The 14,063-nt window shown below is 38.1% G+C and carries 13 protein-coding genes; 9 read left to right on the top strand and 4 right to left on the bottom strand.

Features of this window, described 5'->3' with window-relative positions; translation table 11 throughout:
• From HCX49_RS23440 to HCX49_RS23405, 8 genes are all read left to right on the top strand, one after another.
• Positions 1-912 (top strand): ribonuclease Z, encoded by a 912-nt coding sequence (locus tag HCX49_RS23440; protein WP_132772475.1) that lies wholly within the window; start codon positions 1-3, stop codon positions 910-912.
• 196 nt (positions 913-1,108) lie between these two features.
• Entirely contained in the window at positions 1,109-2,167 is a 1,059-nt protein-coding gene (gene hisC, locus HCX49_RS23435) for a histidinol-phosphate transaminase (RefSeq protein WP_168128298.1), read from the top strand.
• 4 nt (positions 2,168-2,171) lie between these two features.
• Positions 2,172-3,311 carry a bifunctional histidinol-phosphatase/imidazoleglycerol-phosphate dehydratase HisB gene (hisB, locus tag HCX49_RS23430; RefSeq protein ID WP_132772472.1) on the top strand — a complete coding sequence of 380 codons (1,140 nt, stop codon included), beginning with the start codon at positions 2,172-2,174 and terminating at the stop codon, positions 3,309-3,311.
• Between the two features lie 53 nt (positions 3,312-3,364).
• Entirely contained in the window at positions 3,365-3,958 is a 594-nt protein-coding gene (gene hisH, locus HCX49_RS23425) for an imidazole glycerol phosphate synthase subunit HisH (protein ID WP_031287866.1), read from the top strand.
• A gap of 20 nt (positions 3,959-3,978) precedes the next feature.
• A complete protein-coding gene (locus HCX49_RS23420; RefSeq protein WP_132772470.1) occupies positions 3,979-4,731 on the top strand; it encodes a HisA/HisF-related TIM barrel protein in 753 nt (250 codons plus the stop codon).
• Positions 4,732-4,733: 2 nt separating this feature from the next.
• Positions 4,734-5,486, top strand: coding sequence for an imidazole glycerol phosphate synthase subunit HisF (hisF, locus tag HCX49_RS23415; RefSeq protein WP_132772469.1), 753 nt, complete (start codon positions 4,734-4,736; stop codon positions 5,484-5,486).
• A 61-nt stretch (positions 5,487-5,547) separates the two neighbouring features.
• Positions 5,548-6,132 (top strand): bifunctional phosphoribosyl-AMP cyclohydrolase/phosphoribosyl-ATP diphosphatase HisIE, encoded by a 585-nt coding sequence (gene hisIE / locus HCX49_RS23410; RefSeq protein ID WP_132772467.1) that lies wholly within the window; start codon positions 5,548-5,550, stop codon positions 6,130-6,132.
• A gap of 144 nt (positions 6,133-6,276) precedes the next feature.
• Positions 6,277-7,197 carry a WD40 repeat domain-containing protein gene (locus HCX49_RS23405; protein ID WP_031287868.1) on the top strand — a complete coding sequence of 307 codons (921 nt, stop codon included), beginning with the start codon at positions 6,277-6,279 and terminating at the stop codon, positions 7,195-7,197.
• A gap of 6 nt (positions 7,198-7,203) precedes the next feature.
• Here HCX49_RS23405 and HCX49_RS23400 read toward each other — a convergent pair whose 3' ends face one another.
• The 4 genes from HCX49_RS23400 to dacB form a co-directional block, all read right to left on the bottom strand.
• Positions 7,204-7,674, bottom strand: coding sequence for a GAF domain-containing protein (locus tag HCX49_RS23400; RefSeq protein ID WP_168128297.1), 471 nt, complete (start codon positions 7,672-7,674; stop codon positions 7,204-7,206).
• 70 nt (positions 7,675-7,744) lie between these two features.
• Positions 7,745-8,326 (bottom strand): Holliday junction branch migration protein RuvA, encoded by a 582-nt coding sequence (gene ruvA, locus HCX49_RS23395; RefSeq protein ID WP_021189326.1) that lies wholly within the window; start codon positions 8,324-8,326, stop codon positions 7,745-7,747.
• Positions 8,327-8,338: 12 nt separating this feature from the next.
• On the bottom strand, positions 8,339-10,618 hold the full coding sequence (locus HCX49_RS23390) for an NADP-dependent malic enzyme (protein WP_168128296.1): 2,280 nt from the start codon (positions 10,616-10,618) through the stop codon (positions 8,339-8,341).
• Positions 10,619-10,727: 109 nt separating this feature from the next.
• Positions 10,728-12,149 (bottom strand): D-alanyl-D-alanine carboxypeptidase/D-alanyl-D-alanine-endopeptidase, encoded by a 1,422-nt coding sequence (gene dacB / locus HCX49_RS23385; protein WP_168128295.1) that lies wholly within the window; start codon positions 12,147-12,149, stop codon positions 10,728-10,730.
• 136 nt (positions 12,150-12,285) lie between these two features.
• On the opposite strand from dacB, the gene HCX49_RS23380 reads away from it, so the two are divergent.
• A complete protein-coding gene (locus HCX49_RS23380) occupies positions 12,286-14,061 on the top strand; it encodes an aminopeptidase P family protein (protein WP_168128294.1) in 1,776 nt (591 codons plus the stop codon).
• Positions 14,062-14,063: the final 2 nt, after the last annotated feature.

Below are 14,063 nucleotides of genomic sequence, written 5' to 3'. Positions count from 1 at the left end.
ATGCGATTTGAAGTTTTGATTTTAGGGAATAGTTCCGCAACGCCTATGTATGATAGGCATCCAACTAGTCAAGTCGTAAACTTCAATGAGCAATTGTTCTTAATTGATTGTGGAGAAGGTACACAAATGCAGCTTAGCCGTTATGGCATTAAAAGCAATAAAATAAATCATATTTTTATCAGTCATCTGCATGGAGATCATTACCTCGGTTTAGTTGGGTTATTGTCCTCCATGCACCTGATTGGGCGTAAAAGTGATTTACACCTTTATGGACCAAAGGGACTTGATGAAATATTGGCTGTTCAGTTTAAATATTCAGAGACATTACTTCGCTACGATCTTATTTTCCATGAAACTTCTGCCGAAGAACCACAGGTTATTTTTGAAAATAGAACCATTAAAGTAAGTACATTCCCTTTGACTCACCGAATTCCCTGTACGGGCTTTCGCTTTGACGAGGGACAGCGTTCACGCCACCTACTTGTAGAAGATATTGAGGAGGCCGGTATTCCTGTTGCTTATTATCAATTATTGAAAAACGGGGTGGACTATGTTCGTGAAGATGGGCAGGTATTCAGCGCATCAGACTATACTTTACCTGCACCATTATCCCGCAGTTATGTGTATTGTTCAGATACCATTCGTACAGCAAACTACTTACCCTATATTCAACATGCGACATTAATCTACCATGAATCTACTTTTCTCCATGAGATGGTCGATCGTGCAAAGGAAACTTTTCATACGACAGCCTTGGAGGCCGCAGAGATAGCAAAGGAAACGCATGCAGATAAATTATTATTAGGTCATTATTCTGCACGATATAAAGATTTACAGCCTTTATTACTTGAGGCGCAGTCTGTTTTCCCGAAAACGATGCTATCGCAAGAGGGAAAATGGTTTTCGGTATAATGTTATTTGTAAAATCTCCCTGTTATATTAAATTACGCCAAAAATTCTCATAAGGGATCAATAAAGTTATATTTGAGCGACATGCGTCAATACCTATGAACTAAAAATAAATAAGGCTAAATTTCTATTGATCTGTAATTATATTGTGGATGTAAGCAAATTTATCTAAGTTTACGATTTAAAATTTAATAATTTAATGGACACTCCATTCAACTTAACGAAACTTTTACGGGAAAACATTAAAAATCTCGTACCTTATTCTTCTGCTAGAGATGAATTCAAGGGGGAAGCATCTATCTTAATTGATGCCAATGAAAACGCTTTTGGTTCTCCTTTAGCGCATAACTATAACCGTTATCCAGATCCTCTGCAACATCAACTCAAGCATAAGCTAGCACATATTAAAGGAGTGCCTGCAGAGAATATGTTCTTAGGTAATGGAAGTGACGAAGCTATCGATATCTTATTTCGTGCATTTTGTCGTCCAGGTGTTGATAATGTGATTTTAGTCCCTCCTACATACGGCATGTATGAGGTTTCGGCCAACATCAACGATGTCGCTTTTCGGAAGGTAAATTTAACAAAGGAGTATCAGTTGGACTTAGAAGGCATTGAAAATGCTGTCGATGAGTACACTAAATTGATCTTCATTTGCTCACCGAATAATCCAACCGGTAATACGATAAATCGTCATGATATCGAAACCATTTTGAACAACTTTGATGGTCTGGTTGTGGTGGATGAAGCTTATATTAATTTTTCACAAACTAAATCCTTTACTCAGGAATTGGCCGAATACCAAAATCTAGTTGTTTTACAGACGCTTTCAAAAGCATGGGGCTTAGCAGCTTTACGTTTAGGGATGGCCTTTGCAAGTACCGAAATTATTTCGGTGTTCAATAAGATAAAACCACCGTATAACATTAACCAAGCGACACAGGATATTGTTCTGGAAGCATTAGATCAAGTTGATCAGGTTAATGGCTGGATCAAACAAACTGTGGTGGAACGTGAAAAGTTAGTGCAGGGATTGTACAAACTGGATATGGTCCAACACATTACTCCTTCTGACGCCAACTTTATTTTGGTAAAAATGAATGATCCAAGAGCTGTATATGCCTATTTGGTATCACATGGCATCATTGTACGGGACCGCTCGAAGGTGGAACTTTGTGAAGGCTGTCTTCGAATTACAATCGGTACACCAGAAGAGAATAGTATATTATTGGAAAAATTAACCACAATCAACATATAAAATAATGCCTAATCAGCTAAAACGTGTATTGTTTATCGACCGTGATGGTACTTTAATTTTGGAACCTGAGGATCAACAAATTGATTCTTTTGCTAAACTTAAATTTTACCCAGGTGCATTGCAATACCTTCCACGCATCGCGAAAGAATTAGATTTCGACTTAGTATTAGTTTCTAACCAAGATGGTCTGGGTACAGATGTTCATCCAGAAGAAAACTTTTGGCCTGTCCATCAATTTATACTGGATACATTTGCGGCTGAAGGTGTAGTTTTTTCTAAAGAACATATCGACCGTACGTTTCCTCATGAAAATGCGGCTACACGCAAGCCAGGTATCGGTATGCTATTGGATTATTTCGATCCTTCACAATATAATCTAGCACAGTCTTTTGTTATCGGAGATCGTGTCAATGATGTAAAGCTGGCACAAAATCTAGGTGCTAAAGCTATTTGGCTACGTAATAATGATGACTTAGGGGCTTTGGAAAATGTACAGATTGATGCAGAAACAATTGGTCTTGAAACAACCGACTGGAAGTCTATTTATGAATACCTGAAGTTAGGAACACGCACCGGTGAACATCATCGTAAAACGAATGAAACGGATATCTATATCAAATTGAATTTAGATGGTTCAGGAAAAGGTGATATTGAAACAGGTTTGCCATTTTTTGACCATATGCTGGATCAGATTGCCCGTCATGGTGCAATCGATTTGACAGTAAAAGCAAAGGGTGATTTACATATTGATGAACATCATACGATAGAAGATACTGGTATTGCGCTGGGAGAAGTATTCTTAAAGGTTTTGGGTGATAAACGTGGTATTGAACGTTATTCATATACATTACCTATGGATGATTGCTTAGCGCAGGTTGCTTTGGATTTTGGTGGCCGTAATTGGATTGTTTGGGAAGCTGATTTTAAGCGTGAGAAAATTGGTGATATGCCTACAGAGATGTTTTTCCACTTTTTTAAATCATTTTCGGATGCATCTAAGTCTAATTTAAATATCAAAGCTGAAGGTGACAATGAGCACCATAAGATCGAAGCAATATTTAAGGCTTTTGCCAAATCAATAAAGAAAGCTGTACGTCGTGATGCTGATAATATGGAGCTACCAAGTACGAAAGGAGTTTTGTAGGTATCTCCAATCTCATGTCTGATAGCTATTATCTGACATCTAAAAAGACAAAAATGATAGGAATTATAAATTACGGAGCCGGTAATATATTTTCATTGACAGCAGCTTTAGATCGTGTTGGACTAGCCTATGGCATGGTCAACAAGGAAGAAGAGCTGGAACAATATGATCGTATTATCATTCCTGGAGTAGGGCATGCAGGTGCAGCGATGCAAAAATTGCGTGACTCAGGTTTAGCTTCATGTATCCATAACATTGATAAGCCTGTTCTGGGTATTTGTGTAGGCATGCAGTTGCTAACGGATTTCTCAGAAGAAGGAAATGCCTCTTTATTATCCATTATACCTTTGAAGACTTTACACTTTGATAAAAAAATCAAGGAGAAAGTTCCGCATATGGGTTGGAATAGTGTATCGATCAGAAATGACAATCCATTATTCAGCAATATAGAAGATAATGCTTATTTTTACTTTGTACATTCGTATTTCATTGAGTATGATGCGAAATACACGGCAGCAATGTGTGCTTATGGATTGCCATTTTCGGCCGCTATAGCAAAAGGTAATTTTTATGGTGTGCAGTTTCATCCTGAAAAATCAGGAAAGGCTGGCGAGCAATTATTAGTGAATTTTTCAAAATTAAGTTAGAAAATAAAAAACAGTTTACAATGTATATTATACCCGCAATTGATGTATTAGATAAGAAAGTTGTTCGTCTAAGAGAAGGAAATTATGACGATGTTACTACTTATGAAATCAGTTTAGAAGAGCAGATTGAGAAGTATCATGCAAATGGTACAGAATTGGTACATATCATTGATTTAAATGGTGCAAAAGGTGATTTTAGTAATCAAGAATATTTATTTGATATCATTCAAAAAACAGAAATGAAAATTCAATACGGTGGCGGTGTTCGCAGTATTGAAAAAGTTAAAGAATTGGTTGATGCTGGTATTTACCGTGTTATTGTTGGTACACAGGCAATCACTAATCCATCATTTTTGGAAGAATTAAGTACCTTGAATGAGGGTAAAGTTAAATATGCCGATCATATCGTTATTGCAATTGATGTATTGGACGAGGTGATTAAATATTCAGGTTGGTTGGAATCTTCTCCAATCAAGTTAATTGCATATATCGACAAATGTTTAGCTTTAGGGTTTTACCGTTTCTTATGTACTGATATCAGCAAAGATGGTAAATTAGGCGGTGCTGGTGTTGAATTATATAAAAAACTATTAGATCATTCTCCTATAATTAAATTAATCGGATCTGGTGGTATCAGTTCAATGGAAGACATCAGCAACTTAAAATCATTGGGAAGAATGGAGTCTGTTGTTGTTGGTAAAGCGATCTATGAGAATAGAATTTCAATTGAAGAGATTAAAGATTGGAATTTGAAATCGTTAATTAACTTCTAAGGATGTTAGCAAAACGTATAATTCCTTGTCTTGATGTTAAAGATGGCCGCACAGTAAAGGGAGTTAATTTTGTTGATTTACGTGATGCTGGTGACCCAGTTGAATTGGCATGGCAGTATTCTGAACAGGGAGCTGATGAATTGGTCTTTTTAGATATTGCAGCCACGCATGAAGGGCGTAAAACAACTATTGACCTGGTTAAGGCTGTTGCGCGTCAGGTCAATATTCCATTTACAATCGGAGGTGGAATTAACGAAATGAAAGATGCTGAGATTTTGTTGAATGCTGGAGCAGATAAGATTTCGATCAACTCTGCTGCTGTTCGTAATCCACAATTGATCAATGATCTTGCCGCAGCGTTTGGTGCACAATTTGTTGTTGTTGCGATTGATACGCGTTTTCTAGAAGGTCAAAACTTTGTCCACTTAAGTGGAGGCCGTATCAAGACTGATATCAAAACGGAGGATTGGGTACACGAAGCTCAGGAAAGGGGGGCAGGTGAGATTTTGCTGACATCTATGGACCATGATGGAACGAAGAATGGATTTGATAATGGATTATTGAAAAAAATCAATGATGCTATTACTATTCCGTTAATTGCATCCGGTGGTGCGGGTAATCAGCAACATTTTGTCGATGTATTTCAACAGGCAAATGTAGATGCCGCTTTGGCAGCATCAGTGTTTCACTACGGTGAAATCCTTATCCCAGAATTAAAGAATACTTTAAGGAGTAATGGTATTGTAGTACGTTAAATTTGCTTACTAAAGCAACTCTAATGACTTCATACCATGTACTCGATACTAATTAAAAGAAATGTTAGATTTTTCAAAAAGTGACGGACTTGTCCCTGTAATTGTACAAGACGCCCAAACATTGGAAGTGTTAATGCTCGGTTATATGAACGAAGAAGCATGGCAAAAAACACAAGCCGAGAAGCGTGTTACTTTTTTTTCAAGAAGTAAAAACCGCTTATGGACTAAGGGTGAAGAAAGTGGGAACTTTTTAGAGGTTGTTGGCTTACATATTGACTGCGATAAAGATACGGTATTAATTAAAGCGAGACCTGCAGGCCCTACTTGCCATACAGGTAGCCGCAGTTGTTTTAATACTGATTTTAATCAAAACTTCTTGCTGGAGCTAGAGCGAATCATCAAGCATCGCTATGAATTTCCTTCCGATGAATCATATGTTAATCGTTTGCGTTCAAAAGGAATCAATAAGATTGCTCAAAAAGTAGGTGAAGAAGCCGTAGAAACTGTTATCGCTGCATTGACAGAAACAGAGCATGATTTTATTAATGAAACTTCTGATCTATTGTTTCACCTTCTCGTATTATTACGCGAAAAAGGAATTTCATTAGAGACAATTGCTAAGAATCTCGAAGGTAGACATCAATAGTATTGTTCTACGTTATTAAGATGTATAAAATTTGTAAAAAAGGCACCTACGGGTGCCTTTTAAGATTTATAATACGCTGTAAATTTACTGATATAGCTTCTAGTTGATGTAAATTTAGCTAAGTTTGTATAGGGTAATATGATTATGGATACATTAGAAATGGAATTAGCAGCAACATTAACTGGACATCAAAATCCTATCTTCGCTTTGGAGAGAGGATATTTTACCAATACGTTCTTTTCTGGAGGAAATGATAAAGGTGTAGTGGAATGGGATTTGCAAACGAAGTCATTCAAGCGCATTCTTTGTGCTGTAAGTTCTTCAATTTACGCCTTGCATCTTATCCCTAATACCTCTTTTTTGGCGATCGCACTTCGTGAGGGTAAAGTTATGATTGTTGATGTTGAAAATCAAAAATTAATAGCGAGCATTCAAGTTTCTAAGAAAGCAATTTTTGCCCTTCAGAGTATTCCGACCAAGAATGAGCTGGTTGTCGTAGGGGAGGACGGTATTGCTAGTGTATGGTGTTTGACAGATTACAAGAAGATATATGAATTTGCTATTTCCTCAAATACAATCCGTACGATTGCTCTTTCTCATGATCAAAAGAAAATCGCATTTGGAGATAAGAACGGGGATATATTTTTATTCTCTGCAGAAGATTATCATTTTCTATTAGCGAACCAGAAACATACCATGCCGATTACGAGTCTGATCTTCTCTCGTAGCGGACTTGAGCTCTTGAGTGGAGCTAGAGATGCCGCATTGAAAATCTCCGACGTAGCAACTTTAAAAGAGCAGCATGGGTTTGTTCCGCATATGTTTACCGTATATGGCATTTACCCACATCCCAGTTATCCAGTATTTGCGACGGTTAGCCGGGACAAATCTTTCAAAATTTGGGATGAGGAAACCTATGCTTTACGCAAAACAGTCAGTCGTGATAAATTTTATGACTCGCATACTTTATCGATCAACACCGGACTTTGGACTACTTCTGGAAAATACTTTCTCACTGCAGGTGATGATAAATTAATCAAAGTCTGGGAGATGAAATTGTCTTAGGTATTCTTAAGAAAGCAAAGCAACTATTTCAGTTAAATATTGCTCATCGACAGCATCGAAATCGTTGAGTTCGCTACTATCTACATCTAGAATACCGATGATGTTGTTGCCCTTATAAACAGGGATAACAATTTCTGATTTTGAAAGTGAGCTGCAAGCGATATGCCCGGGGAATTCATCCACATTGGGTACGATAATGGTTTTATTTTCTTTCCAGGAAGTTCCGCAAACGCCACGACCATACTGGATACGCGTACATGCTACTGGTCCCTGGAAAGGTGCTAGTACAAGTTGCTCACCCTCAATTAAGTAAAAACCTACCCAGAAAAAATTGAACTGTTCCTTCAGTGCTGCGGCAATATTTGCCAGGTTAGCGATTTGATTCGTTTCACCGCTGATCAAGCCTTTTATTTGAGGAAGAAGAGCAATATATTGTTCTTCCTTTGTTCCTTTTTTAATTGTTAAATCTTCTGCCATAAAAAAAGCGCTATTATGCTGTTCAAAGTTAACAGAATAATAGCGCTTGTTAAAAATAAATAATCTTTCTTTACAACTTTTTCAAAGCTAATTTGATCATTCCTTCGACGGTCAGATTTGGATCCGTTTGGATGACAGTATTTAAAACTTTTTCTGAGGTAGCTTTATTGAATCCTAACATGACTAAAGCGGATAATGCTTCGTCTGGTACAGATTGTGCCATTGGAATCGTTGACAAGGATTCTACGCCCTGTTTTTTTAGCTTATCCTGCAATTCTAAAATCAAACGTTGTGCTGTTTTAGGACCAATACCTTTTATTTGCTGAATCAGTGTAACCTGACCATTTACAATAGCAGATTGTATTTCTTCCGGTGTATTGGATGAAAGGATCATACGGCCTGTATTTGGACCAATACCTGATACTGAAATCAGATTTTCAAATAGTTTTTTTTCACCTTCTGTTGCAAATCCGTATAAGGTATGCGCATCCTCCCTAACCTGAAAAGAAATGAATAGCTTACACTGCTCCTGGTCTTTAATCAAGGAAAAAGTATTGAGGGAAATATGGATATAATAGCCAATCCCACCCACGTCGAGAACAACATGGGTAGGTGCTTTATGTGCTAATTTCCCGTTAAAATATGCATACATAGCGATACGGAATTAATTACCTTGTTTTTCGTGAGATTGTACATCGACAACAGCGATCGTTACCATATTCACGATTTCGCGAACTGAACTATCCAATTGTAATACGTGAACTGGTTTGTTCATACCCAATAAGATTGGACCAACTGCCTCGGCGTTGCCTACTTCCTGTAATAATTTGTATGCAATATTTCCAGATTCCAAATTCGGGAATACCAACGTATTTGCTGGTTGTCCTTTCAATGTACTGAATGGAAAGTTTGCTTCTAATAGCTCACTGTTTAATGCGAAGTTTGCCTGTAAATCACCGTCTGCAACAATTTCAGGATGCTCCTTGTGTACGATTTTAATTGCCTCACGTACTTTTGTAGGTGTGTTACCTTCGTTAGAACCGAAATTAGAATAAGAAAGTAATGCAATACGAGGGCTTACATTCATTTTTCTAACTGCTTTATCTAACAATACGGTGATGTCTGCTAACTCTTTTGCTGAAGGCTCTTTGTTAACAGTGGTATCTCCTAAGAAGATAGGACCTTTTTTTGTTAACATCATATACATACCTGCAATACGGCTACCTTCTTTTGCTCCAATAACATGGATTGCTGGTTTGATCGTATTTGCATAGTTTTTTGTTAATCCAGAGATTAGCGTATCGGCATCGCCAAACTGTACCATGCTAGCTCCGAAGTAGTTGCGGTCGATTAAAAGTTTTTTAGCATCTAATTTCGAAAGACCACGACGTTGTCTCTTCACAAATAAATGTTCAACATATTGGTTGACACGTTCTGTTTCCATTTCTTCAAATGGATCAATGATCTGTACGCCTGCTAATTCAAAACCGTACTCATTAATTAATGCGTTGATTTTTCCTTTTTTGCCTAACAAAATAGGAACTGCAATACCTTCTTCTTTTACGATCTGTGCCGCACGAAGTGTTTTGTAGTTATCTGCTTCAGCAAAGACAACACGTTTAGGATTACGTTTTGCTGCCATTGTCAAGTTGCGCATAATAGCATCATCTTGACCTAATCTTTTACGAAGAGTTTCTCTGTATTTATCCCAATCTTCAATGGTATGTTTGGCAACACCAGATTCAATCGCCGCTTTTGCTACTGCTACCGAAACTTCAGTGATCAAACGTGGATCATTAGGTTTTGGGATGATATAATCTGCTGAGAATTTTAGATTATTGGTGTTATATGCTAAGTTTACTTCTTCTGGAACAGGTTGTTTAGCTAGATCAGCAATCGCTTTTGTCGCCGCTACTTTCATCTCTTCGTTAATCGCTGTAGCACGTACATCTAAAGCACCACGGAAGATGTAAGGGAAGCCCAATACATTATTTACCTGGTTCGGGTAATCCGAGCGTCCTGTACCCATAATTACGTCGTTACGTGTCGCAATTGCTAGATCGTAAGCGATCTCCGGGTTAGGGTTTGCCATTGCTAATACAATCGGCTGATTAGCCATAGTCAATAACATCTCTGCTGTCAACACATCTGCAGCAGAAAGTCCGATGAATACATCAGATCCGTTTACCGCATCAGCAAGCGTATGGATATCACGATCGGTAGCGTAAGTTGCTTTCATCGCATCTAACGTTTCACGGTCACGACGAATAACACCTTTACTGTCTAACATGACAATATTTTCTTTTCTAGCACCAGCAGAAACGTACATACCTGTACAAGAAATAGCTGCAGCGCCGGCACCGTTTACAACGATTTTTACGTCCTCGATCTTTTTGTCGATCAATTCACAAGCATTGATCAAAGCCGCGCAAGAAATAATTGCTGTACCATGCTGATCATCGTGCATAACCGGAATATTCATTTCCGCTTTTAAGCGTCTTTCGATTTCAAAACATTCTGGAGCTTTAATATCTTCCAGGTTGATACCACCAAAAGTCGGTTCCATTGCTTTTACGATGTTGACAAACTCATCCACATTTTTAGTGTCAAGTTCAATATCGAAAACATCAATATCAGCGAAGATCTTAAATAATAAACCTTTACCTTCCATAACTGGTTTACCGGCTACAGCACCGATATCTCCAAGACCTAAAACGGCCGTACCATTACTAATAACTGCAACTAAATTACCTTTAGCAGTATATTTGTAAGCATCTTCATTATTTGCAGCGATAGCTAAACAAGGCTCAGCAACCCCTGGCGAATAAGCTAGCGATAAGTCTCTTTGAGAATTTGTTGGCTTGGTTGGCACAACAGCTATTTTACCAGGTCTACCCATTGAGTGGTAGTCTAATGCCGCTTGTTTACGATTTACATTACTCATTTTAATTCTTTTATATAGTGCTAGTTTGTTAAACTAAGGTTACAAATGTATCATTCTTTTTTTGAGAAAGAAATGATAATTAGTCAAAAATTTATTCTGAAGTGTCAATTTATTTTAATACATCAAGAAGTGTGAACATTCGTTTGCGCATAGCGCTAGTCGATCCTGAGTAATTATTCACTAACAGTGTGAAGGTAAACTTTTGTCCTGTGCTATTATTTTGGATACCTGTATAGCCCAGTGCACCTCCAATTGTACCGCTTTTCATCTTCATATTATTGTATTCGGGCAGACTTTTATAGAATTCCGGGAACCAGGATTGTGATTGAGCATATTGCATAATTTTGTTCATTGCAGCAGTCGTTACCCTATTTTGTGGAGAGAGACCGGACCCATCCTGATTGTTGAGTTCACTGCTATTGATCTGCAATTTATTCTCCCAATATTTTTGAATAAAGGATGCTCCCTCACTCGTTTCAGTCTTTTGTGCCGTTTGGTATGCAATTGCTTTCAATAATGCTTCACCGTATAAGTTGATGCTTTTTTGGTTGAACCAGTAGATAATCGCAGCAAGATCGGGTGATTTATGGGTGTCCAGAAGATGTCTTGAGATTTCTGTTGTTGAAATCGCTTTGCTGTTACTTGGTGATTCAGCAGTTTTAATGCCGACATTCTTAAGTGCTTTTGTTAATTGAAAGGCAACATCATAAGCGGGATCCGGTACGGAGATTTCAATTGTTTTTTTGAGATCTGAACCATACGTGCCCCTGATGTAAATATTTGTAGCGTAAGGACCTGAATAAGCATATACATTGTCGCCCGAGCCGTTTTTTCCGGTAGTCACTTCGTTCGTGATTTTTACATAGGAAAGATCCGCAGTGAGCTTTTGTATTGTTGCTGGTTTTCCAAGCGCATCGTTAGGTGTGAAAACTACCCCTACGGTATTTTCTCTCCAGTTTAGTGAAGACACTCCTGCACCGTAATAGTTTCCAATATCGGACCAGATCCAGCCACCTGGAACTTTATATCCTTGATAGCGGCTATCATCACCGATGATACGGCCTTTTATTTCCTTAATACCTGCATTCTGGATTGCGTAAATCCATTTGTTGAGTATTTGTTCTTCACTGGTTTCAGGGTAACGGTTACTTCCTAAGGTAGGATCTCCACTACCTTCAATAATAATATCTCCATGGAGCACGCCGTCGGCCTGTATCGTTCCGGTATAAGATAGATTGGTTTTAAATTTAAAATCCTTGCCTAGGATATCAAATGCTGTGCTGGCGGTGATAATCTTCATCGTAGAAGCCGTTGCTAATCCTATCTCTTGATTATGCTGAAAAATGGGTATTCCTGTGCTTGCATCAAATACGGATAGCGATGCTGTACCATTTTTTAATGAAGGGTCTTTTTCAAATTGACGGTAAGCTTCTTCAATTTTGGTTTTTGTTGCTGACTGTGAAAAAGTAGGAATACTGTATAACGGGGATAAGCAGATACTGAGAAGGGTAAGGGATATACTGGTTTTCATTAATATTAAATCTTTCTGTTTTCATAAAGATACTATTGTTTGATCAAAAGTGTTTAATATGAAAGTCAAAAGTTACCCTTGAAAAGGTGTTTACTTCTTGAAATTTTATAACTTGCATGATCAAATTAAAGAAACAATGACGCATTCAGAAAAATTGACGGCAATTAGAAGTCTGATGAAAGAGCAAGGTGTTGATGGTTATATCATTCCTTCTTCTGATCCGCATATAAGTGAATATTTACCAGATCGTTATAAGTGTATCGCTTGGACATCAGGGTTTACAGGTTCAGCAGGTACTTTAGTTATTACACAGGATTTTGCTGGTCTGTGGACAGACACCCGTTATTTTGTTCAGGCAAATGAACAGTTGGCAGGAAGCGGTTTCGAACTTGTGAAATTAAAAGTTCAAGGGAATGCGGAGTACGCAGATTGGTTAGGCGAGCATTTAACAAAAGGTGCCAAAGTTGCTTTTGACGGTAATTTAGCTTCTTTGTTAGTTGCACAATCTGTTCAACAAATCTTGAAACCTCTTGATATTGTAGTTGACGGTCATGTGGATCTATTGTCTCCATTGTGGGAGGGTAGACCGGCTTTGCCTTTAGCAAAAGCATATTTATTGGCCGATACGACAACAGGTCAATCTACAAAATCTAAAGTGGCGGCTGTTCGCGCTGTATTGGCCAAGAATAGAGCACAGGCACATCTGGTTTCTTCTTTAGATGATCTAGCTTGGTTGCTTAATATCCGCGGACGTGACGTACCATGTAATCCTGTTGTTTTAGGATTCGTTTATGTGACAGCAGATGAAGCTATTTTATATATTGAAACAGCTAAATTAGACTCGGAAACGGTTATCAGTTTAGAAGCTTCCGGTGTAACTGTTAAGCCTTATGAGGAAGTGTATGCACAAGTGAGCAATCTAGCTGTAGCATCTATTTTGATTGATCCGAAAAGAACTTGTTTTGCTATTTATGATTCTATTCCTTCTGGCGTAAAAATCATTGAGAAAATCAATCCTTCAGCTTCTCTGAAAGCCATTAAAAATGAAGTAGAGATTGGACATACGCGCGAAACGATGATCAATGATGGTGTTGCGATGACTAAATTCTTTAAATGGCTGGAATCGGCAGTGCCTGCCGGTGGTCAATCTGAGATTTCTATAGCCGCAAGATTACAAGAGTTTAGAGAGGAGCAACCTGGTTTTAATGATATTAGTTTTGGTACCATTGCCGGCTATTTAGACCACGGTGCATTGCCACATTATTCCGCTAGTAAAGAAAGCAATTACGATTTAAAAACGTCAGGGCTGTTATTGGTCGATTCGGGAGGTCAATATCAGACAGGAACAACAGATATTACGCGTGTGGTTTCGTTGGGAAATATTACGCAGGAAGAGAAGGAAGATTATACAATTGTATTGAAAGGTACGATAGAAGGTAGCCAGGCTATTTATCCGCAAGGATCTAAAGGCTATCAGATTGATGCGATTACACGTCGTCCGATTTGGGCTACATTACGTAATTATGGCCATGGTACTGGTCATGGTGTTGGTTTCTTTTTGAATGTGCACGAAGGTCCGCAGACATTTAATGCCGCAAATATTGATGTTGCAATTGAAGCGGGAATGATCAGTTCGATTGAACCGGGGTTATACCGTGAGGGAAAACATGGTATCCGTATTGAAAATCTTGTCTTATCAAAACATGCTGATTCTTCCATATTCGGAGAGTTTATGGATTTTGAAACATTGACAATCTGCTATATTGCAACAGATCTAGTTGATAAAACGTTACTGGATCAGCAACATATAAACTGGTTGAATCAGTATAACCAATGGGTTTATGATAAACTGGAAGGCAGATTGAATGATGATGAAAAGGCTTGGTTGAAAACCAAAACGCAAGCAATTTAAGA

This window comes from Sphingobacterium sp. B16(2022), assembly GCF_012030425.1.
Classification (GTDB): domain Bacteria; phylum Bacteroidota; class Bacteroidia; order Sphingobacteriales; family Sphingobacteriaceae; genus Sphingobacterium; species Sphingobacterium anhuiense.
Note: the sequence above shows the minus strand (reverse complement) of the source record. Positions and strands in the feature narration are given on the sequence as shown.